This is a genomic window from Flexivirga lutea (assembly GCF_054778955.1).
This window is the reverse complement of sequence record NZ_BAAGZB010000002.1, coordinates 558,111-583,155: the sequence shown is the minus strand read 5'-3', so window position 1 is coordinate 583,155 and position 25,045 is coordinate 558,111. Positions and strand designations below refer to the sequence as shown.

Sequence of the window (25,045 nt, the reverse complement as noted above, 5' to 3'; positions counted from 1 at the left end):
CTATTCGGAATTGACTGACAACGAAAGGATCTGACGATCATGGAAGGTGCACGACCCGTACGCGCCCCCCGCGGGACCAGCCTCACCGCCCAGTCCTGGGCGACCGAGGCACCGATGCGGATGCTGATGAACAACCTCGACCCCGAGGTGGCGGAGCACCCCGACGACCTGGTCGTGTATGGCGGCACCGGCCGCGCCGCGCGCGACTGGCGCTCCTTCGATGCGATGGTGCGCACCCTGGAGAAGCTGAAGGCCGACGAGACGATGCTCGTCCAGTCCGGCCGCCCGGTGGGCGTCATGCAGACCCACGAGTGGGCGCCACGGGTGCTCATCGCGAACTCGAATCTCGTGCCGGACTGGGCGAACTGGCCGGAATTCCGCCGGCTGGAAAAGCTCGGCCTGACGATGTACGGCCAGATGACCGCCGGTTCCTGGATCTACATCGGCACCCAGGGCATCGTGCAGGGCACCTACGAGACCTTCGCCGCGGTCGCCGAGAAGCGCTTCGGCGGCACCCTCGCCGGCACGCTCACGCTGACCGGCGGTTGCGGTGGCATGGGTGGCGCACAGCCGCTGGCCGTCACGCTCAACGACGGCGCCTGCCTGATCGTCGACGTCGACGAGTCCCGGCTGCGTCGCCGGGTCGAGCACCGCTACCTCGACGAGGTCGCCGACAACCTGGACGACGCCATCGAGAAGGCCGTCTCGGCCAAGAACGAGCGTCGCGCCTGGTCGGTCGGCGTCGTCGGCAACGCCGCCGAGATCTACCCCGAGCTGCTGCGCCGCGGTGTGCCGATCGACGTCGTCACCGACCAGACCAGCGCCCACGACCCACTGTCCTATCTGCCCGAAGGCATTCCGCCCGAGGACTGGCACGACTACGCCGCCAAGAAGCCGGAGGAGTTCACCGACCGGGCTCGTGCGTCGATGGCCAAGCACGTGCAGGCCATGGTGGAGTTCCAGGACGGCGGCGCCGAGGTCTTCGACTACGGCAACTCGATCCGCGATGAGGCGCGCCTCGGCGGCTACGACCGGGCCTTCGAGTTCCCGGGCTTCGTGCCGGCATACATCCGCCCGCTGTTCTGCGAGGGCAAGGGCCCTTTCCGCTGGGCGGCGCTGTCCGGTGACCCGAAAGACATCTACGCGACCGACAAGGCCGTGATGGACCTCTTCCCGGACAACGACCGGCTGCAGAAGTGGATGCGCGGCGCCAAGGAGAAGATCGCCTTCCAGGGCCTGCCGGCCCGCATCTGCTGGCTTGGTTACGGCGAGCGTGACAAGGCCGGACTGGCCTTCAACGACCTGGTCGCCCGTGGCGAGGTCAGCGCGCCCATCGTCATTGGCCGCGACCACCTGGACTGTGGTTCGGTTGCCTCGCCATACCGCGAAACAGAGGCAATGGCAGACGGATCCGACGCGATCGCGGACTGGCCGCTGCTCAATGCCCTGGTCAACACCAGCTCCGGCGCGAGCTGGGTGTCGATCCACCACGGCGGCGGCGTCGGCATCGGCCGCTCCATCCACGCGGGTCAGGTCTCGCTGGCCGACGGCACCCCGCTCGCGGCCCAGAAGCTGGCCCGGGTGCTGACCAACGACCCCGGCATGGGTGTCATCCGGCACGTCGATGCCGGTTACGAGCGTGCTGAGGAAGTCGCCAGCGAACGTGGTGTGCGCGTCCCGATGCGGGAGGACTGAGCGCGATGGCGGCCGGCGGCGCCCAGTTCGAGAAGCGCAGCATCGAGGTCGTGCCGGCGTCCGAGCGGCACGGTTCTCCGATCAACCAATTCACGTTGTGGTTCGGCGCGAACATGCAGATCACCGCCGTGGTCGACGGTGCGCTCGCGGTCGTCTTCGGCGCCGATGCGCTGTGGGCCATCATCGGTCTGCTGATCGGCAACCTGCTCGGGGGTGCGGTGATGGCGCTGCACTCCGCGCAGGGTCCGCACCTCGGGCTGCCGCAGATGATCAGCAGCCGTGCGCAGTTCGGTGTGCTCGGGGCGGCCCTGCCGCTGGTCCTCGTCGTGATCATGTACCTCGGCTTCGCGGCGACCGGCACGGTGCTGTCCGGGCAGGCGATCAACAAGATCCTGCACGTGGACGCCAAGGCCGTGGGCATCATCATCTTCGGCCTCCTGACGTTCGTGGTGGCGGCGTTCGGCTATCGGTGGATCCACACTCTGGGCCGTGTCGCGACGGTGCTCGGCATCCTGGGCTTCGCCTGGTTGACGTTCCGCGTGTTTCACGAGAACAGCGCGCACACGTTGTTCGGCACTCCCCACGTCGACGGTGCGCCGTTCCTGCTGGCGATCGCGCTGGGTGCCGGCTGGCAGCTGACGTTCGGGCCCTACGTCGCCGACTACTCGCGCTACCTGCCGCGCACGACCACGATCGCCAGCACCTTCTGGGCGACCTTGGGCGGCAGTGTGATCGGATCGATGTGGTCGATGTCCCTCGGTGCGCTGATCGCGTCGGTCCCGAAGTCGACGTTCCTGGACAACCAGGTCGGCTACGTCGGCGAGTTGGCCGGTGGCGGTCTCATCGCGTTCGTGATCTACGTCGTGATCGTGGTCGGGAAGCTGACGGTCAACACCCTCAACGCGTACGGCGGCGCGATGACCCTGCTCACCACGACCACCGGGTTCACCCGTCGCAAGCAGGTGCCGCCGCTGGTCCGCATCGCGTTCGTCTTCGGCTTCCTCATCGTCTCGGTGCTCATCGCATGGGTGGGATCCGCCGACTTCCTGGACAACTTCAAGAACTTCGTGTTGTTGCTGCTGACCGTCTTCATCCCGTGGAGCGCGATCAACCTGGTCGACTACTACCTGGTCTCCAAGGAGCAGGTCGACGTGCCGGGCCTGTATGACGAGAACGGCCGCTACGGCCGCTACAACGTCTGCGGCCTGGTGACCTATGTGATCGGTGTCGTCGTGCAGGTCCCGTTCCTGTCGCAGAGCCTCTACACCGGGCCGATCGCGAAATCCCTTGACGGCGCGGATGTTTCGTGGATCGTCGGCCTGGTGGTGACCGCACTGGTCTACTACCCGTGGGCACGCGCGACCAAGCGGTCTCCGGAGCGGACGATCCTGCCGGACGACCTGGAGAGCATGGAGGAGGAGCTCGTATGAATGACAAGAGTCTCGATACGGGCTCGCCTAGCGGCTCGCCCTACTCGACCAGCTTGGGGTTCGATCGGATGTGGGCCGACCTGGAGCCGATAGGTCGGACGTCGACCGGTGGTTACCGGCGCTTTGCCTGGACCGCGGAGGACCACACGCTGCGCGAGTGGTTCGCCGGCGAGTGTGCGGCGCGGGGCCTCGACCTGGTCGAGGACCGCATGGGCAACCAGTGGGCGTGGTGGGGAGACCCGGATCGTGACGGGCCCGGCGTGGTCGTCGGCTCGCACCTGGACTCGGTGCCCGACGGTGGCGCGTATGACGGGCCGCTCGGCGTGGTCTCCGGCCTTGCCGTGGTGGATGCGTTGCGAGACAACGGTTTCGTTCCCGCCCGACCGGTCGCCGTGGTCAACTTCGGTGACGAGGAAGGTGCTCGGTTCGGCGTGGCCTGCGCCGGTTCGCGGGTGATCACCGGCGCGATGACCGCCGAACGTGCCCTGGGCCTGACCGACGCCGACGGTGTCACCATGGCCGAGGCGCTGCGTCGTGCCGGCCGCGACCCCGACACGATCGGTGCCGACCCCGAGACGTTGCGCCGCGTCGGCCAGTTCGTCGAGTTGCACGTGGAACAGGGCCGCGCGCTGGCGGACCTGGACCACGCCACGTCGGCGGTCGCCGTGGGCACCGACATCTGGCCGCACGGCCGCTGGCGGATCGATCTGCCCGGCACCGCCAACCATGCCGGTACGACGGCGTTGCCGGACCGGCAGGACGCCATGCTGTCCGCCGCGGAGGTGGTGCTCGCCGCACGCTCGGCGGCGGCGAGTAACGGCTGTGTGGCCACCACCGGCAAGATCGAGGTCGAGCCGGGTGGCGTGAACGCCATACCCTCCCATGTGCGCCTGTGGCTCGATGCCCGCGGAGCGGACCAGAACGCCGTGCGGGCAACGGTTTCCGCCGTCGCGGCGGCGGCCGCCCGGTGCGGCGGGACGCTGTCGGAGGAGTCGTGGACCGACACGACCCGCTTCGACGACGACCTGTCCGGCCGGCTGCGCGAGATCCTCGGCGCGCACACGCCGATGCTCGGCACCGGGGCGGGCCACGACGCCGGTGTGCTCGCGACCGCGGGCGTCTCCACCTCGATGCTGTTCGTGCGCAACCCGACCGGCGTGTCGCACTCGCCTGCGGAGTTCGCCGAGCGCGACGACTGCCTGCGCGGCGTCGAGGCACTGACGAAGGTGGTCCAGGAGCTGGCGTCATGAGCGAGTTCTGGGCCGAATACGCGCTGCTGCCAGACGGCTTGGCGCGGAATGTGCGGTTCCGAATCGAAGGCGATGTCTTCGACGCGATCGACGTCGGCCAGCCGCAGGGCGATGCGCAGCGGCTGCCCGGCGTCGTGCTGCCCGGCTTCGCCAACACCCACAGTCACGCGTTCCACCGAGCCCTGCGCGGCCGCACGCACACCGGCGGCGGCACGTTCTGGACCTGGCGGGAGGTCATGTATGGCGCCGCGCGCCGGCTCGACCCGGACAACTATCTCGCGCTGGCCCGGGCCACCTACGCCGAGATGGCGCTGGCCGGTGTGACCAGCGTCGGCGAGTTCCACTACGTCCATCACAACCCGGACGGCACGCCGTACGACAACCCCAACGCGATGGGCGAGGCACTCCAGCAGGCCGCCCGTGACGCCGGCATCCGACTCACCCTGCTCGACACCTGTTATCTGGCAGGCGGATTGACCCCGGACGGGCATCAGCCGCTGAGCCGGCAGCAGCGCCGGTTCGGTGACCGCGATGTGTCGCGGTGGGCTGAGCGGGTGTCCCGCCTGTGGGGTGACGGCACCACCCGCATCGGTGCCGCCATCCACTCGGTCCGCGCCGTGCCCGAGGCGGACCTGGCGAGGTTGGCCCACTACGCCCGGGCCGGATTGCAGGTGCCGGCGATCCACGCGCACGTGTCGGAGCAGCCGGCCGAGAACGACGCCTGCCAGGCGTTCTACGGGCGCACACCTGTGCAGCTGCTCGCGGACACCGGAGTCCTCGACCAGGACTTCAGTGCCGTGCACGCCACCCACCTGGCCACGAACGACATACAGCTCCTCGGAGGCAGTCGGGCCACGGCGGCCTTCTGCCCGACGACCGAGCGCGACCTGGCGGACGGCATCGGCCCGGCCCGCGAACTGCTGGACGCCGGTGCGCGCCTCAGTCTCGGCTCGGACCAGCATGCGGTGATCGACCCGTTCGAGGAAGTTCGCGGCCTGGAGTCGCACGAGCGGCTGCGCACCCTGCACCGCGGCCGCATCGCCCAGGACGAGCTGTTGCGTGCCGCGACCGCACACGACACCATCGGCTGGTCGGACGCCGGCCGGCTGCAGGTCGGCGCCAAGGCGGATCTGGTGGCCGTGGACCTCGGCTCCCCGCGAACCGCAGGTGTGCCACCGGAGTTCGTGCTCACGGCGGCCACCTCGGCGGACGTCACCGACGTCGTCCGGGACGGTGAGGCGGTCGTCACGGGCCGCCGGCACCGGCTCGGCGACGTCGGCAATCTGTTGACCCGGGCCATCGATCAGCTGTGGGAGAAGGAGACATGACGTCATACGCACTCGTCGGGATCGGGCAACTGGTCACCAACGACCCGACCCACGAGGACGGTGACGGGTCGCCGCTCGGCCTCATCGACCGCGCCGCCGTCGTCGTCGAGGGTGACCGGATCGTCTGGGCCGGCGCGGAGTCCGCAGTCCCGGACACCGACGCACGCCAGGACCTCGACGGTGCTGCGGTCATACCGTCGTTCGTCGACAGCCACAGCCACTTGGTCTTCGCCGGCGACCGGTCGGCGGAGTTCGCGGCCCGGATGACCGGTGAGCCGTACGACGGCGGCGGCATCGCCGTGTCGATGGCGGCGACCCGCGCCGCCGACGACGACCAGTTGCGCCGCCTGGTGGCCGCTCGTGTCGCCGAGATGCGCGCACAGGGCACCGGGGTGGTGGAGATCAAGAGCGGCTACGGACTCGATGTCGACAACGAGGCACGCGCACTGCGCATCGCGCGTGAGTTCACCGAGGAGACAACCTTTCTCGGCGCACATGTGGTCCCGCCAGAGTTCGGCGGCAGCGACTCCGCACGAGCCGAATACCTCGACCTGGTCTGCGGCGAGATGCTCGCCGCGTGTGCGCCGCACGCTCGCTGGATCGACGTCTTCTGTGAGCCGCACAGCGCCTACGCGTTCACCGGTGAGGAGTCCGAGCGGGTCCTGCGGGCCGGGCTCGCCGCTGATCTGCAGGCCCGGGTGCACGGCAACCAGCTGGGGCCCGGCCCCGGCGTGCAACTGGCCGTGCAAGTGGGCGCCGCGAGTGTCGACCACTGCACTTACCTGTCCGACGCGGACGTCGAGGCTCTGGCTGGATCCTCAACGGTGGCAACCCTGTTGCCCGGGGTGGAGTTCTCGACCAGGTCGCCATACCCCGATGCACGCCGCCTGCTCGACGCCGGCGTCGAGGTGGCACTGGCCAGCGACTGCAACCCCGGCACGTGCTACTCCAGCTCCATCCCCTTCGCCATCGCCGTCGCCGTCCGCGACATGGGTATGACGCCCGCCGAGGCGCTGCACGCCGCAACCCGCGGTGCGGCGAAGTCGTTGCGCCGTCACGACATCGGCGTCATACGGGAGGGTGCCCGGGCGGACCTGACGGTGCTGGACGCGCCGTCCTACCTGCACCTGCCCTACCGCCCGGGTGTGCCGATCGCACACTCCTGGCTCCGGGAGCCGGTGACGGGCTGAGGCCGGCTCACAGCCAGTTGCGTCGCTTGAAGGCGGCATACAGCGTGACCGACAGGCCGACGATCAGCGCGGTGCTCAGCCAGAAGCCCCAGTCCGTGCTGAACCCGGGGTAGGGGACGTTCTGGCCGTACCACCCGGTGATCAGCGTCGGCACCGCGATGATCGCCGCCCACGAGGTCAGCTTCTTCATGATGTTGTTGAGCGCGGCGTCGCCGAGCGCGAGGTTGGTGTCCTGCACCGACTCGACGGTGTCCCGCAACGACTCCGACCATTCCGCGGCCCGCATGGTGTGGTCGTAGAGGTCCTGGTAGTACGGCAGTAGCTCGTGCTGGTCGTCCTCGGTGGTCACCCGCCGCAGCAGGGTGGTGACGACCTCGCGCATCGGCAGCGCCACCCGGCGCATCCGGCTGATGCGCTTGTGCAGGTCGAACGCCTCACGGGCGATCGTCGGTCCGGCGTGGCGCTCGGCGAACAATCGGCTCTCCAGTGCGTCGACCCGGTCGTCGATGCGCGTCGTGGCATCGAAGTAGCCGTCAACGACGGTGTCCAGGATCGTGTGCAGCAGGGCCCTGGCACCCCAGCGCGTCAGCGCCGGCTCGTCGTTGAAGGCGTCCTCGACGTCGTCGACCGGGAAGTTGCCGCCCAGCCGCACGGTGACGACCGCACGGGGCAGCACGATGATCGACATCCGGTGCAGGTCACTGTCCTGCGCGGCGTCGGTGAGGGTGAAGCAGGTGATGAAGAAGTAGGAGTGGAAGCGGACCGCCTTGGGCCGCTCGTGCTGGGTGAGCGCGTCCTCCACCGTGTGTTCGTCGATGCCGATGGCGTCGGCTAGCTCGCGCAGGTCGTCCTGCTGCGGGTCCAGCAGGTCGATCCAGGTCAGGGTGTCGTCCTCGGCGAGCAGCCGCGGGACGTCATGCAGCGTGATGTTGCTGGTGTCGATCCGGCCGGAGCGCCATACCCGGCTCCGACGCTCGCAGGTCATCCGCCGTGCTTGATGCTGTAGCTCACCTTGTCGCCGTCGACCTTGTCGACGACCGCGGTCACCTTCTGCTTCTTGCCGTCGAGGTCGACCGTGCACTCGACAGAGGCCTTCACCGTGGCCTTGAGGTTGTCGTCGCACGTGACGTCGCCGACCTTGGAGCCGGTGGCGGCCGCGCTGACCTTCTCCTTGATCTGCGACTCCAGATCGCTCTTCTTGACCACCCTGTCGCCACATCCGGCGAGCAGCCCGACGACTGCGACGCCTGCCGCGAGACCAGCCGCACCACGGCGGACAGAGTTCTTCATGGAGCCTCCAGCTGTCATGCGCATCACGGCCCCGAGCTTACGTGGTGCGTCCCGGCCGGGGCATCCCGCCGGCCCGGCGCCATACACGCGTCATACAGCTGTCATGCCGGTGTCATACGTCGCCGAGCAGCTGCAGCGGCTGCTCCACCGCGTCGGCCACGAAGCGCAGGAAGCCGCCGGCCACGCCGCCGTCACAGACCCGGTGGTCGAAGGTCAGGCCCAGCTGGGTGACCTTGCGGACCGCGAGTTGCCCGTCGACCACCCAGGGCCGGTCGACGATCCGCCCGACCCCGAGCATGGCGGCTTCCGGGTGGTTGATGATCGGCGTGCTGCCGTCGACCCCGAAGACGCCGTAGTTGTTCAACGTGAACGTGCCGCCGGTGAGGTCGGCCGGCGCGAGGGTGCCGGCGCGGGCCGCGTCGACCAGTTGCACCATCCGCTCGGCCAGCTGCCGGGTGGTCATCCGGTCGGCGTCGTGCACGACCGGGACGACCAGGCCGCGCGGCGAGTCGGCCGCGAAGCCCAGGTGTATGGCGCCGTGCCGCACGATCTCCTGCCGGTCGGTGTCGACCGAGGAGTTCAGCTCCGGATGCCGGCGCAGGCCCGCGACGCAGATCCGGCCGAGCAGCGCGAGCAGTCCGCCTCGCTCCAGGCCGATGGCCCGGCGTGCCTCGACCAGTCCGGTGGCGTCGGCGTCCACCCACGTGGTGGCATCGGGGATCTCGCGGCGCGACGTGGTCAGTTTGTCGGCGACGGCGCGGCGGAGGCCGGTCAGCGGAACACGTTCGTCGCGCCGGTCGAGTGCCCGGGGGAACGCAGCGGAGGAGGGTGTATCGAGACCTGGCACTCGATCAGCATCAACCGCCGCCTCGACGTCGGTGCGCCGGATGACGCCGTCCGGGCCGGGGGTGATCGAGCGCAGGTCCAGGCCGTGCTCGGCGGCGAGCTTGCGCACGATCGGTGAGATGACCTTCGGCGCGACCAGACTGACGGTCTGTTGCACGGCTGACGGCGGTATGACGCCGTCACTCGTGCCGGGCGCCGTCAGTGTCGACGAGTCGCGCGCGGATCGTCTGCGGAGTCGAGCGGCGCGCCGGCCGGACGAACCGGAGGCCCCGGTGTCGGTGGTGCCGTAGCCGACCAGCACCGCGCCGGAGCCGTCGGCCCCGTTGTCGTGATCGCCGCTCGGCGCCGGGGCAGCCCCGGTCGCAGCGTCCGACGTGACTGTCAGCAATGCGGATCCGACGGCGATCGTCTCGCCCTCGGCACCGTGCCGGGTGTGCACCCGGCCGGCATACGGGCAGGGCACCTCGACGGTCGCCTTGGCGGTCTCGACGACCACGACGTGCTGGTCGATGGTCACTTCGTCACCGTCGGAAACCAGCCACTCGACCAGGTCGGCCTCGGTCAGGCCCTCGCCCAGGTCGGGCAGGTTGAAGGTCTGCTCAGCCATGCGCGCCCACCCCTGCGTAGGTGAGGTCGGGCTGGTCGTCCCACTGCAGCCGGGAGATGGCGTCCAGGATGCGTTCCACGCCGGGCAGATAGGTCTTCTCCAGCATCGGCGCCGGGTATGGCGTGGGCAGCCCGCTGACCCGGGCAACCGGCGCGTGCAGCGAGTGGAAGCACCGCTCGGTGACCCGGGCGGCGACCTCGCCGGAGACGCCGGCGAAACCCTGTGCCTCGGCGACCACCACGCAACGTCCGGTACGCCGCACCGACCGCACGACGGTCTCGTCGTCGAAGGGCACGATGGTGCGCAGGTCGATCACCTCGACACTCCAGCCCTCCTCGGCGGCGGCTTCGGCGGCCTTGAGCGCCGTCGGCACCGACGGGCCGTAGGTGACGATGGTGACGTCGTCGCCGTCGCGGCGCACCTTCGCCTTGCCGAAAGCCGGCCGTTTGCACGGAAGTTCGATGTCCTGCTTGGACCAGTAGAGCGCCTTGGGCTCCATGAAGATCACCGGGTCCGGATCATCGATCGCTTCGCGCAGCAGGCTGTAGGCGTCCGCCGCGTCGGACGGCGTGACGACCTTCAGGCCCGGTGTGTGCGCGTAGTAGCCCTCGCTGGAGTCGCAGTGGTGCTCGACACCACCGATGCCGCCGGCATACGGCACGCGGATGACCATCGGCAGCCCGACCGCACCCGAGGTGCGGTTGCGCATCTTGGCCACGTGCGAGGTGATCTGCTCGAACGCGGGGTAGGCGAACGCGTCGAACTGCATCTCGACCACCGGACGAAAACCGGTGAGACACATGCCGATCGCGAAGCCGACGATGCCGGCCTCGGCCAGCGGCGTGTCGAAGCAGCGTTCCTCGCCGAACTCCTGGGCCAGTCCGTCGGTGATCCGGAAGACGCCGCCGAGCGTGCCGACGTCCTCACCGAACACCAGCACGTCGTCGTCGGCGGTGAGTGCATCGCGCAGTGCAGTGTTGAGGGCACCGCCCATGGTGATTGTCATCAGTTGGCCTCCGCCTCGATCTCCGCCGCGACCATCGCGCGGGCTTCGTCCAGTTGCGGTGTGGAACCGGCGAACACGTTGTCGAACAAGGAGATCGGGTCCACCGACGGGTCGGCGTTCATCCGTTCGCGCAGCTCCGCGGCCTTGGCCTCCGCCTCGGCGTTGGTCGCGGCCACCATGTCGTCGTTGAGCTCGCCGCGCGCGCGCAGCCAGGCCTCGACGCGGGCGATGGGGTCGCGGTCCAGCCATGCGGTCACCTCGTCCGAGGAGCGGTAGCGCGTGGCGTCGTCGGCGTTGGTGTGCGCGTCCATCCGATAGGTGTGCGCCTCGATGAGGAACGGGCCCTTGCCGCTGCGGCAGTGCTCGAGGGCGACGTCCATCACGGCCAGCACGGCGGCCGGGTCGTTGCCGTCGACCTGTTCGGCGGGGACGCCGTACCCGATCCCCTTGTAAGCCAAGGACGGTGCCTTGGTCTGCTTGGAGAGCGGGACGCTGATCGCGTACTTGTTGTTCTGGACGAAGAAGATCACCGGCGCCTCGAAGACCGCGGCGAAGTTGAGGGCCTCGTGGAAGTCGCCCTCGCTGGTCGCTCCGTCGCCGATGAAGGCGAGCGCGACGTGATCGGTGCCGCGTCGCTTCTCCCCGTATGCCGCGCCCGCGGCGTGGATCAGTTGCGTCGACAACGGCGTGCACTGTGCCGCGGTCTTGGTCGCGATCGGGTCGTAGCCGCAGTGACTGTCGCCGCGCAGCAAGGAGAGCACCTCGACCGGGTCGATGCCGCGGGTGACCAGCGCCATCGATTCGCGGTAGGTCGGGAAGAGCCAGTCGTCGCCGGTGACCGACATCGTGGCGCCGACCTGGCAGGCCTCCTGGCCGCGGGAACTGGGGTAGACCGCGAGCCGACCCTGCTTGGTCAGCGCCGTGGCCTGCACGTCGAAGCGACGCCCGACGACCATCGCGTGCCAGATGGTGCGCAGCCGTCCGGCGCTCGGCATCGGATAGTCCCGGCGGGCGCCGGCCTGCTCGACCTCGGCGCCGGTCGGATCGATCAGCTGGACCGGGTTGGGCGACGGCAACAGCGCAGCCGTCATCGTCTCGGCTGTGGTCTCCATCACACCAGTGTCTCGCGGGCCGGGCATATTGCCGGTGATGCCCGCTCATCACGAGACGGCTGGCGCCATACTTGCTGTATGGCGAAACAAACGTCCAGCAAACCCGGCCGGTCAGCGGGTGCGACCGGACGGTCGGCGGAGCACCGGGTGCTCGACGACGTCGACCTGCAGATCGTCGGCGCCCTCGAACGCGATGCGCGGCTGTCGGTGCGCGCACTGGCCGAGCGCCTGCACCTGTCCCGTGCGGCGACCTACGCACGCCTGCAGCGGCTGCTTGACGACGGTGTGATCGACGGTTTCTCCGCACGGGTGGTGCCGCACCTCGTCGGGCTGCAGACCACCGCATACGTCGCCCTGCAGATCGAGCAGAACACCTGGCGCTCGGTGTCGGCCGCTCTCGCGGAGCTGGACTACATCGAGTCGATCTCGCTGCTCGGCTCCGAATTCGACGTGCTGGCGCTGGTGCACGCTCCCGACAACCAGGCGTTGCGCGCGCTGGTGCTGGAGCGGATCCAGGCGATCCCCGGCGTCATCGGCACGCGGACCTGGTTGTCGTTCGAGGAGATCCGCGGAGCAGGGGCCCCCTGGGAGAGGTGACGGGCGACGGACCGAGCTCGGTCTCGATACACGGCCTCGTACCTCGGCCGCACTCGACCAGCGCTACCGCAGGAGGTCGCCGCGGCCGAACATCTCGGCGGTGGCGGCGGCGGACGGTGAGCCGGCATCGACGTCGGCGCCGGCCTCCAGCAGCAGCCAGACGATGGTGTCCTCACCCTTGAACACCGCTCCGGCCAGCGGTGACTGGCCGCGGTGATTGAGCCGGTTGACGTCGGCGCCGCGCTCGAGCAGCGCGGACACCACGGCGGGCTGACCGTGGTAGGCCGCCAGCATCAGCAGTGTGTTGCCGCTGGGGTCGGCCAGATCGACCGGCATGCCGTCATCCAGCCGGGCGAGCAGGGCCTTGGTGTCGCCGCTGCGCACGAGGTCCGCGCAGGCGGCGGCATACGGTGCGGGTGCCTCCGGATTCGCGTCGCTCATAAGGCGACCCTAACTCAGTGGAGGCGTGCGCATCAGCCGGCGAAAGCCGAGGCTGCCGGGGGCGTCAGGCGTGCTCGGCCTTCGCCTCGGCCTTCTTCTGGGTGGCGGCCTTCTCCCGGGCCTTGAGGACCGGCGGAGGAAGGTGGCCCGCGGACTTGGTGTAGTAGTCGGACGCCTTGCGCTGGGCGTAGGCGCGGAATCCGCCGGCGATCGCCGAGGAGAGGATGGCGAACACCGCGACCTGTGTCGCGGAGTAGTCGGGATCGTGCTTGTCCACCGGTGGTTTGCCGCCGGTGGCGGTCTTCCAGGTGGTCGCGGTGACCTTCCGCGCGGCCACGCCCGCGGCGATGCCGGACACCTTGACGAGCACCTTGTATGCCATCCCAGCCATGACCTGTCACTCTCCGTTCCGTGTGCCGGCGCGGTCGTCCGGCGCCGCGCGATTGTCCACCACGAGCCTGCCACATCCGCTCCCTGCGGCGACACGACGTCGCTCCCGGCGGGTGCGACACGCTCGCTGACCGACTGTCCGGTCGGGGTTGCGCGGAGTCGCCGTCGCGCCAGGGAATGTTTGTTTACTATGTGCCCAATGGTCGTTTCCGGGGAGAACAACGCCCCCTCGTCGTTCTCCTCCCGCGTGTCCTGGGACACGGTCCGTTGGGGGATCCTTGGCCTGTATGCCGCCGTGCTCGCCGTCTTCTGTGCGACCCGCGGGGTGCCGATGGACCGCGTCGGGCTCACCTTGTGGATCGTCGCCGGACTGAGCGCCGTGTGCGTCGGACGGGGGTGGCGCACCTGGGGCCGGATGATGCTGGACTGGTTGCCGTTCCAGGGAATCCTGCTCGCCTACGACTACAGCTACGGGGCGGCCTCGCACTTCTCCGGCGGGCTGATCGCCGGTTTCCCGGAGGAGGGCGCGCACAACCGCATCGGTATGCCGTTGCACGTCACCTTCCCGATCCGTGTCGACGAGTGGCTGTTCGGCGGTCACCTGCCCAGCCAGTGGATCCAGCAGCACCTCGCGGGTGCGGTGCAACACGCGCCGTGGTGGTCGGTCTTCGTCACCCTCTGCTACTGCAGCCATTTCATGGTCTCGCCGATCATCGCCGCAGTGCTGTGGGTCCGGTCGCGGGAGCGCTTCCGCGTCTGGGCGGCGCTGCTGGTGGCGCTCGCGGTGGCCGGCATCGCGACCTACTTCCTCTTCCCGATGAGCCCGCCGTGGCTGGCGTCCCAGCAGGGCTACCTGCCGGGGTCGGCGGTGCTGCGCATCTCCGGGCAGGGCTGGGCGTGGCTGGACTTCCACGGCGCCGTGGAGGTGCTCGGCGACGCGCAGGACCGCTCCAACCCGGTCGCCGCGATGCCGTCGCTGCACATGGCGACGGCAACCCTGGTCGTCGGCTTCTTCTGGTTCAGCGTCCGTCGCTGGGCGCGGCCGCTGCTGCTGCTCTATCCGGCGTTGATGGCGTTCACCCTGGTCTACTCCGGCGAGCACTACGTCACCGACGAGATCGCCGGGGTCCTCTACGCGTTGGTGCTGTTGGCGGCCTGGCGCGTGTTGCACCGCCGGCCGCTGCACCTGCCACGGGGGCTCGGCGGACCGGGAGTCTTAGCGAGTTGGAAAATGCCGCACCGTCAGGCACTGCTCGACACGACCGACCGGCCCGTGGACGTCGTTCAGCACTGACGAAGTGAGGCCGAGCCCGTTCGGCCCGAAACTCACGCTGGTGTCGAGGCCGACGAAGGACGGGTCCGGTTCACGCAGGAAGTGCAGCGTCAGGTCGACGTTCGGGAACATCAGCTCGGTCGGCCGCGCCCGCGTCGCGATTCCGTTGGCCGTGTCCACCAGCATCGTGTATGCCGCGATCGGCGCCGCGTGCACACCCTCGATGAGATTGCAGTTGCTGCGGATCCACACCTGGCGACGGCCTTCCCGGCCGCCGGGCACAGCGCGTAGCTGCAGCGAACGGATGTAGCCGCCCGGCCACTCGTCGCTGCCGTCGAGGACCTCCGCACCGGCCGAGGCATCCTCCGGGTGCGGCATTGCGGGCAGCTCGTTGCCGGCCACGTCGGACATGTCGGAGACGGCCAGCCGCCAGGCGCGGGCGCGGATGATAGTGCGGCCCCCGATGGTCAGCGTCGCCTCGAGCAGCTCGATGGTGCGGCCGGGACGGATCGTCTCGACGTGGATCGTGCTCTCCTGCAACGGAATCATGCCGAGGATGTCGAAGCAGATCCGACCGAGTTGCATGTCGTCGCGTCGCTCGTGCATGGCCAGCTCGTGAGCGATCAGACCGCTGATCGGCGCCATGTGCTGCTCAGTCTCCTGCCAGGCGCCCTGCACGTGGATCGTCGGCTGATAGACGCCCGGCCGGACGGGGACGTAGTAGGAGTTCGGGGCGGTGGCGGCGTCATACAGGTCGGTCACGGGACAGCAGCGTAAGCGAGGGGTTCAGTCGGCTGCGGACTGCACCGAGAGGCCCAGTGCGTCGACCAGTGCCGGCAGGCCGGACTCCCAGCCGGCCGACACGTTGCGCACCTTCCAGGAGTCGCTGCGCCGGTAGATGCGGGCCAGCACGGCGGCGCGCTCCCGGACCAGCTGCGCCGGCAGCTGGAACTCCTCGCGCTGGTCGCCGCCCTCGGCATACAAGGTGGTGCGCAGGCCGGGCAGGTCGCCGAGGACGGCCGGTGCGTCGACCGCCATACCGAGGACGACGGCGTGTACGTCGGGCCCGAGCGCCGAGGCGTCCAGGTGGATGCGCCCCGAATCGGCCAGCCGGAGGGCGCCGTCGGACGAGGTGCGGTTGTTGAAGAACACCAGACTCTCGTCGCCCAGGGCACGGTCGTCGGCGCCGAGCTCGCAGGCGATGAGGTCGACACTGCCGGCGCCGGTGGCGTCCACGCGCAGCGTCAACCGGGTGCCGGACAGCGGGGCGTTCTGCCCGCGGGAAAGGGTGAAGACCGCCTGGCGCGGCGCTGCCCCGGTGAGGGTGCGGGGGACGGGTGTGGTGGCCGACGCTTCCGGCAAATGCGCGACGCGGACCGGTGTCACCCGCCGGGTCGTCGCCGGAGCGGCCCCGACCGCGGCCTGCAACCGCTCGGCCAGCTCGACCGCGCCGTGCGGGCGGTGGTCCGGGTCCTTCGCCAGCGTCGCGTGTATGACGTCACGCAGCGGTTCCGAGACGGAGTCCGGCAAAGCCGGGACGGGCTGCTGCACGTGCGCCAGGGCGAACCCGACCGCGGTGTCGGCGTGGAACGGCAGGTGCCCGGTGAGCAACTGGAACCCCACCACTCCGAGCGAGTAGAGATCGGACTGGGCCGTCGCCTCCCGGCCCAACGCAGCCTCCGGCGCGAGGTACTGCGGGGTGCCCATCACCTCGCCGGCGCGTGTCATGGAGGAGGCGTCGAGCGCTCGCGCGATGCCGAAGTCGGTCAGTTTGGCGACGAGTTCATCGTCGACGACGATGTTCGCCGGCTTCACGTCGCGGTGCACGATGCCCTTGGTGTGTGCAGCGTGCAGCGCGTTGGCCGCCTGCACCAGCAGGTGCACCGCATCGACCTCGGGCAATGGTGCGCGCTCGGCGATCAGTGCCGACAACGGTTCTCCGTCGACCAGCTCCATGACCAGGAACGCGGTGCCGCCGTCCTCGCCGTAGTCGTGGACCTGGGCGATGTTGCCGTGGCTGAGCTGCGCGGCGTTGCGCGCCTCGGTGCGGAAGCGCACGACGAATTCCGGGTCGTCGGTCAGGTTGGTGCGCAGCAGCTTGATGGCCACCCGACGCGCCAGCACGGAGTCGGTGCCGCGCCATACCTCCCCCATGCCGCCGCCGGCGATGCGCGAGGACAGCACGTAGCGGCCGCCGACCTCGGTGCCATCGGTGCGGTGCATCCCTCGAGCCCTCCGTTAACCCTGCCCAACCCCACCATGCCTGTGGTGTGCAGCGTAACGACGTCCGGCAGGTGTGCACGCGTTCCCTCGGGCAGCCGGACCGGCATACATTGAGGGGCGAAACTTCGATGCTCTTGCGAGGAGAACAGTGAGCAGCCTGCGCGGCATGTTCGCCGACACCAGGCCGTTGCAGGTGCCCGCCTTCCGGCGGCTCTGGAGCGCCAACATCATCACCGTCATCGGGGCCCAGCTGACCGTCGTCGCGGTGCCGGCCCAGATCTACGCCGAGACGCACAGTTCGGCATACGTCGGGCTGACCGGTGTCTTCGGATTGGTGCCGCTCGTCATCTTCGGGCTGTATGGCGGTGCGCTCGCCGACGTGATGGACCGGCGGCGGCTGCTGATGATCTCGACCGTCGGCCTGATCGGCTGCAGCGCGCTCTTCTGGGCGCAGGCGGCCAGCAAGGTCGACAACGTGTGGGTGATCCTCACGCTCTTCGCGGTGCAGCAGGCGTTCTTCGCCGTCAACCAGCCGACCCGGTCGGCGATCCTGCCGCGGCTGATCCCGCTGGACCAGCTGCCGGCGGGCAACTCGCTGAACATGACGGTGATGCAGTTCGGCGCGATCGCCGGACCGTTGGTCGGTGGTGCGCTGATCCCGGTGCTGGGGTTCCAGTACCTCTACCTGACCGACACCATCTGTCTGTTCGCGACGCTGTGGGCGGTCATCACCCTCCCGGCGATGCCACCGACGCACGACGGGACGTCGAAGGCCGGGTTGCGTTCCGTCATCGACGGATTCGTCTATCTGCGCGGGCACAAGGTGCTGCTGATGTCGTTCCTGGTCGACATCATCGCGATGGTCTTCGGTATGCCGCGTGCCCTCTTCCCGCAGGTCGCGCACGAGAGCTTCGGCGGTCCCACCGACGGAGGGCTCGCCTTCGCGCTGCTGTTCGCGGCCATCCCGGCGGGTGCGGTGGTCGGCGGCATCTTCTCGGGGTGGGTGTCGCGCGTGGAGCGGCAGGGTCTTGCCGTGGTCGGCGCCATCGTGGTGTGGGGCGCCGCCATGGTGGTCTTCGGCATCGGCGTCGGGCTCGCCGACGGCCGGGCCGACGTCTTCCTGATGCTCGCGCTCGCCGGGCTGGTGGTCGGCGGCGCGGCCGACATGGCGTCGGCGGCGTTCCGGTCCACCATGTTGCAGGAGTCGGCCGCCGACGATGTGCGGGGCCGGTTGCAGGGCGTGTTCACGGTGGTCGTCGCCGGCGGTCCACGGGTGGCCGACGTCGTGCACGGCGGTGCGGCTGCGGTCGTCGGCACATCGGTCGCCGCCACGGGCGGCGGCGTGCTGGTGGTCGTGTTGGTGCTGGTGGCGGCGGCCGCCATACCGGTGTTCGTTCGCTATCGCGTGGTGCGCGACGCGGGGATGAGCACCGCCACGAGCGCATCCGCGCCCTGACACAGCCCCGCCCCCCATCACCGAGCGGACACATACGCACCCAGAGGACACGAAAAACCGCACGAATCGGGCGGTTTTTCGTGTCCTCTCGGGATGCTTCGTGTCCGCTCGGTAGGGGAGCGTGGCCGTGGGCCGTGGGCCGCTACTCGGCGGCGGCCGCCGCCAGCTCGCCCTCGGACGACTCTGCCGGTGGTGCCTTCTCGTCGGCGTGACCGGGCCACCAGGCGAGGTGCCCGATGAGCGCGGTGAGCGCCGGTGTGAAGATCGTGGCCATCAGGAACGCCGCCATCACGATGCCGCACGACAGGGCGAAGCCCATCGACGACAGCAGCGAGTTGCCGGCCAGCATCAGCGACCCGAACGACCCGGCGAGGATCAGGCCCGCCGCGCCGATCGTCGGACCGGCGTGACGGATGGCGACGGCCGCGGCGTCCCGGGGCGACAAACCCTGCTGCGCCTCCTCGCGCAGTCGCGACACCATCAGGATGTTGTAGTCGGTGCCGAGGGCCACCACGAACATGTACATGATCAGCGGCAGCATGAACATCAGGCCGCTCTCACCCTGGATCCCCTGGAAGATCAACGTGGTCGCGCCCAGGGTGGCCAGGAAGCCCAGGCCGACCGACACCATGAGATACCACGGCGCCACCAGGCTGCGCAGGAGCAGGCCGAGCACGATCATGATCAGGATCGCTGCGACCGGGAAGACCAGCGCATAGTCGCGGTTCATGGCGGACTTGATGTCGACATAGACGGAGGTGATGCCGCCGACATACGCCGTCGCACCCTCGGGCGCCTCGTGATGGGCGACGTCCCTCAACGGTCCGCCGACGGTGTCGAGGGCCTTGTCCGACTCGGGGCTGTCGGCCAGGATCACCGAGAAGTCGGCGGTCTTACCGTCCGTGGACAGCTTCGGCTCGGCCACCTGGGCGACGCCCGGCACCTTCGCCAGCTTCGTCCGGTATGCCGCCAGCGCGGACTTGTCGAGCTGCGAGCCCGACTGGACGTAGACGTCCGTCGGCTCGGTGGCACCGGCCGGCATGTCGCGCTCCAGATCGTGCAGTGCGACAACGGATTCGGCGTCCTTGGGCATGGACGAGCCGGCCAGGTCGAAGGTCGGCTTGAAGCCGATGGCGCTGACCGCGAGGACCAGCATGATGACGCCGGAGACGGCCGCGAACACGGCGGGGCGCTTGCCGAGCGACCGGCCGATGGCGGCATACCGAGCGCTGCTCGGCTCGTGGCGCCACGCCTTGCTCGGCCAGAACACCTTGGTGCCCAGCAGGGACACGACCGCCGGCACAAGGGTGAGGCCGGCGATCAGGGTGACGGCCACCGCGATCGCGAGTGACGGACCCATGGCGCGCAGCATGCCGAGCGAGGACAGCGCCATCGCCAGGAACGCGATGATGACGACGCCGGCGGCCGAGGCGATGGCCTCGCCCACGCGGGTCACCGCCGTCACCATCGCCTGCTTCGGGTCCTCCCCGGCGCGCAGTCGCTCGCGGTAACGGAACATCAGGAAGAGGATGTAGTCGGTGCCGACACCGAAGAGCACGACGATCAGCAGCTGGTTGATGGAGCTGTCCGCCTTGAGTCCGAAACCCTTGGCGGCGAAGCCGATCAGGCCGTTGGCGACTTGGCTCACGATGCCGATCAAGATGATTGGCAGGAAGGCGATGATCGGGCTGCGGAAGATGACCAGCAGCAGCACGATGATCAGCAGGATCGTGGCGATGCCGATGATGGCGTCGGAGTTGCCGGACGCCTCCTGCTGGTCCAGGCTCTGCGCGATCGCTCCGGTCGTGCCCACCGTGAGGTCGGTCCCCTTGACCATGGCGTGCAACTGGTCACGGACCGCCTTGGCGGTGTCGTTGAGTTCCTTGTAGTTGCTGCCCGTCTGCTCCGGCGTCTTGAACAACAGCGTCTGCACCAGCTTCTTCGGCGACGCCGGCGCCGGGATCACCTGCTGGACGTTCTTGATGTGCTTCGCGGTGAGGTCAGCCGCGAACGACGTGACCTTCGCCTGGTCGGCGGCGGTGAGCGGCTTGCCGTCGTCGCGTTGGAAGACGCCGATCATCGACGGGGTGAACGCCGCCGGGAACGCCTCCTGCTGGACGTCGGCGGCCTTGATGGATTCGTAGTGGCGGGGCAGGAAGTCGCTCTCGTCGCTGCTGTTGGGCAGTGCCGGGGCGAAGGCCACGATCGCGATGGCGGCCACGATCCAGCCCGCGATGATCTGCCACGGGTGTTTGACGACATACCGGCCGAGGCTGGCGAACATTGATCTCCCCTGAGGTCGTTGCACATGGTGCGGTGACGGAGTGGTGGTGACGGTGTGGGCCGCACACCGGCGGCACATGATCCATCATGGCGGGCCGGCTGCCGTGGCGCATTCGACCAATGGCTGAACCCTCTCCGACTGGAGGATGAGATTCCTGCACCTTGCTGATCGAGCGTGGTCCTGAGCAGCGCGTGAGGCACGAGCGCGCGTATCTAAGGTGTCGGGGGGGCGAAGCGGAGGAGATGTATCGAGATCATGAGGACCAGCACCTGAGACGATGACCTCGTGGAACCAACAGTTCTCTTCTCCGTCGCGCCCGACTACTACCGCTTCGCCGTCGCCGAACTCCGCGCCGCCCTCGACGTGACGAAGGCACAGCGTGTCGGCCCCGATGCCGGCGTGGTGCATCTCGGTTCCGGCACCCTGCACGGCGCGGCCGACGCATGCTGGGGTGGCCAGATCCCGCTGGTGCGGCATCTGGCGCGTGCCGACGCCGTCCGTGGGGCGGGCACCTTCGACACGCCCGCCGACCTCGCCGAGTGGGCAGAGAGCGTCCTGCTGGCCTCGCTGGAGGTCGGCGACACCGTCAGCCTGCACACCTGGGACAGCGGCGACGCGAAGTTCGCGCCGGGCAAGGTGCGTCGGCCCTTGCTGGAAGCATTGCTGGACAACGGGATCCGGGTGGTGACCAGCGGAGCCGACACCGTCGCCAGTGTGTGCATCGGCACCGACCGGATCGTCGCGGGAGTCAACCCGAGCGAGGTGTCGCTGTGCGACTGGCCAGGCGGTCGCATCCGGCTGGCCACCGTGCCGGAGCAGGTGTCGCGCGCCGAGTTCAAGCTCGAGGAGCTTTTCTCGTATGTCGGCGCCCCCGTCGGGGACGTCGCGGTCGACTTCGGTGCGAGCCCCGGCGGCTGGACGAGAATCGTGCACGCGCAAGGGTTTCGGCAGGTGCACGCCGTCGACCCGGCCGCGCTGGACGATCGGGTGTCGGTGCTGCCCGGCGTCATACATCATCGGCAGACCGCAGGCGATTTCATCAACGACTTCGGCACGACGTATGACGGCGCACCCATCGATCTCATCGTCAACGACATGCGCATGGTGCCGCAGCTGACCGCTCACACGATGGTCGACGCCGCAGCGTTGCTGCGACCGGGCGGACAGGCCGTCATCACGCTGAAACTGGGCACCAACAACCCGGAGAAGCAGATCGACGATGCGCTGAACGTCCTTGCCGCGGCATACGATCCGAGCTTCATGCGGCAGCTGCAGCACAACCGTCACGAGGTGACGGTCGTCGCCACGCGACGCTGACCGTCAGGCGGCTGCCGTCGTGCGCAGCTGCCGTCGCTCCAGCAGTCCCCAGGTGGAGCTGGTCACCAGGTAGAGCATCGCCGCGAGTGGCATGAACGCCGCGAAGAGCACCGAACCCCACGGTAGGTATGGCGCCACGCGCCGCACCCGTTCCGCCGCGGCGACGATCTCGGCCGACTGATCGTCGGGAAGGTGCAGCGCCGGCTGGTGGGTGCGCGCGTCGAGCACCGTCAGCCAGGTGATCGCCGCCAGCAGCGCCAGCAGCCCGATGAGCACCAGCACGCTTGGTGCGCCGGCGCTCGCCAGGTGCGCGGACATCGGCGCCCCGAGCATCGACTGATCGAGCAGCAGGTTCTGCTGTCCGGCGATGACCGGGCTGGTGAAGAGACGATAGACGGTGGCGAAGACCGGCGCCTGCGCGAGGGCGGTCAACACCCCGGGACGACGCATCAACGGGTGCAGCGCCAGGCGCGTCAGCAGGGTCAGGCCAACCACGAGCAGTGGCGCGGGAACGTGTGCGGCAGCCGGCTGGATGGCGGCATACAGCAGGTGGACACAGGGGTCGAGCAGGGCGAGCAGGTGCATGGGAAGTCCTCCGGATCAAGGGAATCGGCGATCGGAGGTGGCCCCGGGGGCATCGGTCAGGCCGGGGCCACCGATGCGGCCCCGGGTGCTCTGGGCTTGGGATGTCCGGCTGCTGCCGGATGGGTGCTCGGCAGTATGGCGTCGGGTGCGCGCGCACCGTGCGGTCCACACCAGCCGGTGCACGTGGCGACCGGCACGACGAAGCGGCCGAGCACGGACAGCAGCAGCGCGCCGGCGAGTACGACGCCGGCCAGCGCCGGAGCCGGTCCGGTGTCGGCAGCGAGCGCGAGGATGCTGAGCAGCCCGCACAGCACCGCCAGGCGCTCGCGGCCGCGCGCCACACTTTCGGTCGCCCTCACCCGACCAGTGTCCGCCAGCTCGGGGTCACGGACAAGGTGGCCCGTTCCGCGCGGCGTGTCCAGGGGAGTGGTTGAGTGGAGTGATGGCTGACCTGACGACCGAGATCCTGACCGACCTGTTCACCCGTGTGCACGACGAGCTGCCCTCACAGCTGGACGGATTGACCGCAGAACAACTGCTGTGGCGCCCGGCATCCGACGCCAATCCGATCGGTTGGCTCGCCTGGCACCTGACGCGTGTCCAGGACGATCACCTGGCCGGGGTGGGTGATGTCGAGCAGGTCTGGACGCGTGGCTGGTCCGCACGATTCGGGTTGCCGTATGACGACTCTGCGATCGGCTACGGACAGACCAGCGAGCAGGTCGGCGCGTTCTCCGTCGCTGACCCGGCGTTGCTCACCGGATATCACGCGGACGTGCACGCGTTCACCCTGGAAGTGTTGCAATCACTGCAGACTCGCGCGGACTACGACCGGATCGTGGACGAACGCTGGGATCCGCCGGTGACCGCCGCCGTGCGGCTCGTCTCGGTGGTGGGAGACATCACCCAGCACTTCGGCCAGCTCGCTTACGTGCGCGGATTGCTCGACCAGCGTTGAGGATCCGGGCCAACCGAGGGCAGGCCTCGGGCGTCCTACGAAGAGAGGTCGATCGGCGAGAGATCGATCGTGAGCAGGGAGGACCACGATGAATCGCATGTCAACACGTGCTGTTCTCACCGCAACGGGCGTCGGTATGACGCTGCTCCTCGCGGCGTGCGGGTCCGGCGGTTCGAGTTCGGCGGCGGGATCACCGTCCGGGGCTGCCGACACTGGCTCGACGGCTTCGAGTCCGGCACAGACCGACACCGGAACGGCGGGTACGGCAACGGGCAGTAGCACTTCGGGCTCGGCGTCCTCCACCGCAGAGCCGGCGCCGTCGACGAGCGGGACGCAGCCGGGCAAGCCCCCGGCCACACCGTCCATCCACCCGTCCGCCGGCGACCGTCCGGTGCCCGTGTGCAGCATCGACCAGCTGCGGATCACCGTCGGCCGGGGCAATTCCGACATGCAGGGCGCGCACCGGCCGCTGCGCTTCACCAACACCGGCAAGACCGCCTGCAAGCTGACCGGTGCACCCGGTGTGTCGTACGTCGCGGGTGACGATGGGCATCAGGTCGGCAAGGCGGCCAAGCGCATCGTCGGGCACCAGCCGATGGTGTTGATCCCGAACGAGACCGTGTCGGCAGGGCTCTTCCTGTCCAGCGCGCCGGAGAAGAGCGACTGCCAGCAGGTGCACGTGCGGGGCCTGCGGGTCTATCCGCCGGACTCCTACCAGGCGGCGTTCGTGCCGCTGCCCGGCGTGACCTGCGCATCCGGTGGTCCGTACCTCACGGTCGGTCCGGTCAAGCCTGGCTCGGGCAACACGGTCTGAGACCCGGTCGGCAGCCGACCGCTTCACATACCCGGTGGGGGTATATGGTGGCGGGTATGGCAGTGAATCCGAAACACGTCCGACGTATGACACCGGCCGCCCTGATCGCGTCCGCCGCCCTCGTCCTGGCCGGGTGCTCCTCCGGGGGCGCGGCGCCGGCGCACCACGGGTCCTCCATGTCGTCCGCGATGTCGTCCGCGAGGTCGTCGTCCGCGATGCACCACGACATGTCCGGCAGTGCCGTGCCGGCGGGTATGACGAAGGCGAAACACCCGAAGTTCGCCCCGGGCAGCACCGTGGTGCTGACGGCGGACCACATGGAAGGCATGCAGGGTGCGAAGGCCACCGTCGTGGGCGCCTACGCGACCACCGCCTACGCGGTCACGTACACCCCGACCACCGGTGGCGACCCGGTGGTCGACCACAAGTGGGTCGTCCAGGAGGAGATCCAGGGTGCCGGCGACAAGCCGTTCCCCAAGGGCGCCGAGGTCACGCTGCTGGCCGACCACATGAAGGGCATGAAGGGCGCACACGCCACCATCGACAGCTCGACCCGCCAGACCGTCTACGTCGTGGACTACACGGCGAACGGTATGACGATGAAGAACCACAAATGGGTGGTGGAGGACGAGATGCGTGCGCCGTGATCCCTTGCGGCGGCTGCAGACTCGGCGGAGCGGCTCGGTGGTCTCTGATGAAAAGAAGGAGGACCCCGACGCGCTGTGCGTCGGGGTCCTGCTTCATCGGGCGGTGGCGGTGGGATTTGAACCCACGGTGGAGTCGCCCCCACACAACATTTCGAGTGTTGCACCTTCGGCCGCTCGGACACGCCACCGCCGAAGAGGCTACCTGACGGGCCGCGCGACGCCAAAACGAGGTGGTCGGATCCGATACGCCGCTCGACCAGCGCGGACGGCTGGGACCTCGAGACGCTCGTTCCTCGCACCTCGGCC

At 69.2% G+C, this 25,045-nt stretch carries 24 protein-coding genes and 1 tRNA gene; 12 read left to right on the top strand and 13 right to left on the bottom strand.

The annotated features are described in order from the left end of the window. The first annotated feature begins 39 nt into the window (after positions 1 to 39). The 5 genes from hutU to hutI all read left to right on the top strand — a co-directional run bounded on the left by hutU (position 40) and on the right by hutI (position 6,893). The gene (gene hutU / locus ACYVBN_RS09160) at positions 40 to 1,695 is read left to right on the top strand and encodes a urocanate hydratase (RefSeq protein WP_460600229.1); all 1,656 of its coding nucleotides are present in this window, start codon (positions 40 to 42) and stop codon (positions 1,693 to 1,695) included. Between the two features lie 5 nt (positions 1,696 to 1,700). Beyond that, positions 1,701 to 3,125: a purine-cytosine permease family protein gene (locus ACYVBN_RS09155; RefSeq protein ID WP_460600228.1), complete on the top strand. Its 1,425-nt coding sequence runs from the start codon at positions 1,701 to 1,703 to the stop codon at positions 3,123 to 3,125. 68 nt (positions 3,126 to 3,193) lie between these two features. Next, positions 3,194 to 4,375, top strand: coding sequence for an allantoate amidohydrolase (locus ACYVBN_RS09150; protein ID WP_460600839.1), 1,182 nt, complete (start codon positions 3,194 to 3,196; stop codon positions 4,373 to 4,375). Beyond that, positions 4,372 to 5,703 carry a formimidoylglutamate deiminase gene (locus ACYVBN_RS09145; RefSeq protein WP_460600227.1) on the top strand — a complete coding sequence of 444 codons (1,332 nt, stop codon included), beginning with the start codon at positions 4,372 to 4,374 and terminating at the stop codon, positions 5,701 to 5,703. Before ACYVBN_RS09150 ends, ACYVBN_RS09145 begins: the two co-directional genes overlap by 4 nt. Continuing rightward, positions 5,700 to 6,893: an amidohydrolase family protein gene (hutI, locus tag ACYVBN_RS09140; RefSeq protein ID WP_460600226.1), complete on the top strand. Its 1,194-nt coding sequence runs from the start codon at positions 5,700 to 5,702 to the stop codon at positions 6,891 to 6,893. Before ACYVBN_RS09145 ends, hutI begins: the two co-directional genes overlap by 4 nt. Positions 6,894 to 6,900: 7 nt before the next feature. Here hutI and ACYVBN_RS09135 read toward each other — a convergent pair whose 3' ends face one another. From ACYVBN_RS09135 to ACYVBN_RS09115, 5 genes are all read right to left on the bottom strand, one after another. Beyond that, a complete protein-coding gene (locus tag ACYVBN_RS09135) occupies positions 6,901 to 7,878 on the bottom strand; it encodes a magnesium transporter CorA family protein (protein WP_460600225.1) in 978 nt (325 codons plus the stop codon). Next, positions 7,875 to 8,183, bottom strand: coding sequence for a DUF4333 domain-containing protein (locus tag ACYVBN_RS09130; RefSeq protein WP_440283759.1), 309 nt, complete (start codon positions 8,181 to 8,183; stop codon positions 7,875 to 7,877). Before ACYVBN_RS09130 ends, ACYVBN_RS09135 begins: the two co-directional genes overlap by 4 nt. A 112-nt stretch (positions 8,184 to 8,295) precedes the next feature. Next, positions 8,296 to 9,636 carry a dihydrolipoamide acetyltransferase family protein gene (locus tag ACYVBN_RS09125; protein ID WP_460600224.1) on the bottom strand — a complete coding sequence of 447 codons (1,341 nt, stop codon included), beginning with the start codon at positions 9,634 to 9,636 and terminating at the stop codon, positions 8,296 to 8,298. Next, a complete protein-coding gene (locus tag ACYVBN_RS09120; protein ID WP_460600223.1) occupies positions 9,629 to 10,642 on the bottom strand; it encodes an alpha-ketoacid dehydrogenase subunit beta in 1,014 nt (337 codons plus the stop codon). The genes ACYVBN_RS09125 and ACYVBN_RS09120 overlap by 8 nt, the downstream gene beginning before the upstream one ends. Then, complete coding sequence (locus tag ACYVBN_RS09115) at positions 10,642 to 11,754, bottom strand: thiamine pyrophosphate-dependent dehydrogenase E1 component subunit alpha (protein ID WP_460600222.1); 1,113 nt, start codon at positions 11,752 to 11,754, stop codon at positions 10,642 to 10,644. Before ACYVBN_RS09115 ends, ACYVBN_RS09120 begins: the two co-directional genes overlap by 1 nt. A 78-nt stretch (positions 11,755 to 11,832) precedes the next feature. Here ACYVBN_RS09115 and ACYVBN_RS09110 point away from each other — a divergent pair, with 78 nt between their 5' ends. Beyond that, positions 11,833 to 12,351 (top strand): Lrp/AsnC family transcriptional regulator, encoded by a 519-nt coding sequence (locus ACYVBN_RS09110; protein WP_460600221.1) that lies wholly within the window; start codon positions 11,833 to 11,835, stop codon positions 12,349 to 12,351. A 63-nt stretch (positions 12,352 to 12,414) separates the two neighbouring features. Here the strand turns inward: ACYVBN_RS09110 and ACYVBN_RS09105 are convergent, their stop codons facing one another. After that, a complete protein-coding gene (locus tag ACYVBN_RS09105; protein ID WP_440283754.1) occupies positions 12,415 to 12,792 on the bottom strand; it encodes an ankyrin repeat domain-containing protein in 378 nt (125 codons plus the stop codon). A 64-nt stretch (positions 12,793 to 12,856) separates the two neighbouring features. Next, positions 12,857 to 13,183: a DUF4235 domain-containing protein gene (locus ACYVBN_RS09100; RefSeq protein WP_440283753.1), complete on the bottom strand. Its 327-nt coding sequence runs from the start codon at positions 13,181 to 13,183 to the stop codon at positions 12,857 to 12,859. Between the two features lie 198 nt (positions 13,184 to 13,381). Between ACYVBN_RS09100 and ACYVBN_RS09095 the strand changes: the two genes are divergently transcribed. Continuing rightward, a complete protein-coding gene (locus ACYVBN_RS09095) occupies positions 13,382 to 14,476 on the top strand; it encodes a phosphatase PAP2 family protein (protein WP_460600220.1) in 1,095 nt (364 codons plus the stop codon). On the opposite strand, the gene ACYVBN_RS09090 is transcribed toward ACYVBN_RS09095, so the two are convergent. Together ACYVBN_RS09090 and ACYVBN_RS09085 are read right to left on the bottom strand one after the other, a co-directional pair. Continuing rightward, positions 14,399 to 15,217 (bottom strand): thioesterase family protein, encoded by an 819-nt coding sequence (locus tag ACYVBN_RS09090; protein WP_460600219.1) that lies wholly within the window; start codon positions 15,215 to 15,217, stop codon positions 14,399 to 14,401. The genes ACYVBN_RS09095 and ACYVBN_RS09090 overlap by 78 nt on opposite strands. A 24-nt stretch (positions 15,218 to 15,241) precedes the next feature. Further along, positions 15,242 to 16,678 carry a protein kinase domain-containing protein gene (locus tag ACYVBN_RS09085; protein ID WP_460600218.1) on the bottom strand — a complete coding sequence of 479 codons (1,437 nt, stop codon included), beginning with the start codon at positions 16,676 to 16,678 and terminating at the stop codon, positions 15,242 to 15,244. A gap of 148 nt (positions 16,679 to 16,826) precedes the next feature. On the opposite strand from ACYVBN_RS09085, the gene ACYVBN_RS09080 reads away from it, so the two are divergent. Then, positions 16,827 to 18,134: an MFS transporter gene (locus tag ACYVBN_RS09080; RefSeq protein ID WP_460600217.1), complete on the top strand. Its 1,308-nt coding sequence runs from the start codon at positions 16,827 to 16,829 to the stop codon at positions 18,132 to 18,134. 142 nt (positions 18,135 to 18,276) lie between these two features. Here ACYVBN_RS09080 and ACYVBN_RS09075 read toward each other — a convergent pair whose 3' ends face one another. Continuing rightward, positions 18,277 to 20,418, bottom strand: coding sequence for an MMPL family transporter (locus ACYVBN_RS09075; RefSeq protein WP_460600216.1), 2,142 nt, complete (start codon positions 20,416 to 20,418; stop codon positions 18,277 to 18,279). Positions 20,419 to 20,703: 285 nt separating this feature from the next. Between ACYVBN_RS09075 and ACYVBN_RS09070 the strand changes: the two genes are divergently transcribed. Beyond that, positions 20,704 to 21,735: an SAM-dependent methyltransferase gene (locus ACYVBN_RS09070; RefSeq protein WP_460600215.1), complete on the top strand. Its 1,032-nt coding sequence runs from the start codon at positions 20,704 to 20,706 to the stop codon at positions 21,733 to 21,735. A gap of 3 nt (positions 21,736 to 21,738) precedes the next feature. Here the strand turns inward: ACYVBN_RS09070 and ACYVBN_RS09065 are convergent, their stop codons facing one another. Together ACYVBN_RS09065 and ACYVBN_RS09060 are read right to left on the bottom strand one after the other, a co-directional pair. Beyond that, positions 21,739 to 22,320, bottom strand: coding sequence for a hypothetical protein (locus tag ACYVBN_RS09065; protein ID WP_460600214.1), 582 nt, complete (start codon positions 22,318 to 22,320; stop codon positions 21,739 to 21,741). 56 nt (positions 22,321 to 22,376) lie between these two features. After that, complete coding sequence (locus ACYVBN_RS09060) at positions 22,377 to 22,679, bottom strand: DUF6412 domain-containing protein (RefSeq protein WP_460600213.1); 303 nt, start codon at positions 22,677 to 22,679, stop codon at positions 22,377 to 22,379. A gap of 83 nt (positions 22,680 to 22,762) precedes the next feature. On the opposite strand from ACYVBN_RS09060, the gene ACYVBN_RS09055 reads away from it, so the two are divergent. The 3 genes from ACYVBN_RS09055 to ACYVBN_RS09045 all read left to right on the top strand — a co-directional run bounded on the left by ACYVBN_RS09055 (position 22,763) and on the right by ACYVBN_RS09045 (position 24,739). Then, on the top strand, positions 22,763 to 23,278 hold the full coding sequence (locus ACYVBN_RS09055) for a DinB family protein (RefSeq protein WP_460600212.1): 516 nt from the start codon (positions 22,763 to 22,765) through the stop codon (positions 23,276 to 23,278). 97 nt (positions 23,279 to 23,375) lie between these two features. Continuing rightward, on the top strand, positions 23,376 to 24,092 hold the full coding sequence (locus ACYVBN_RS09050) for a DUF4232 domain-containing protein (protein WP_460600211.1): 717 nt from the start codon (positions 23,376 to 23,378) through the stop codon (positions 24,090 to 24,092). 56 nt (positions 24,093 to 24,148) lie between these two features. Further along, positions 24,149 to 24,739 carry a YdhK family protein gene (locus ACYVBN_RS09045; protein WP_460600210.1) on the top strand — a complete coding sequence of 197 codons (591 nt, stop codon included), beginning with the start codon at positions 24,149 to 24,151 and terminating at the stop codon, positions 24,737 to 24,739. Positions 24,740 to 24,840: 101 nt separating this feature from the next. Here ACYVBN_RS09045 and ACYVBN_RS09040 read toward each other — a convergent pair. After that, positions 24,841 to 24,927: transfer RNA gene (locus ACYVBN_RS09040), tRNA-Ser, on the bottom strand. Positions 24,928 to 25,045 lie beyond the last annotated feature (118 nt).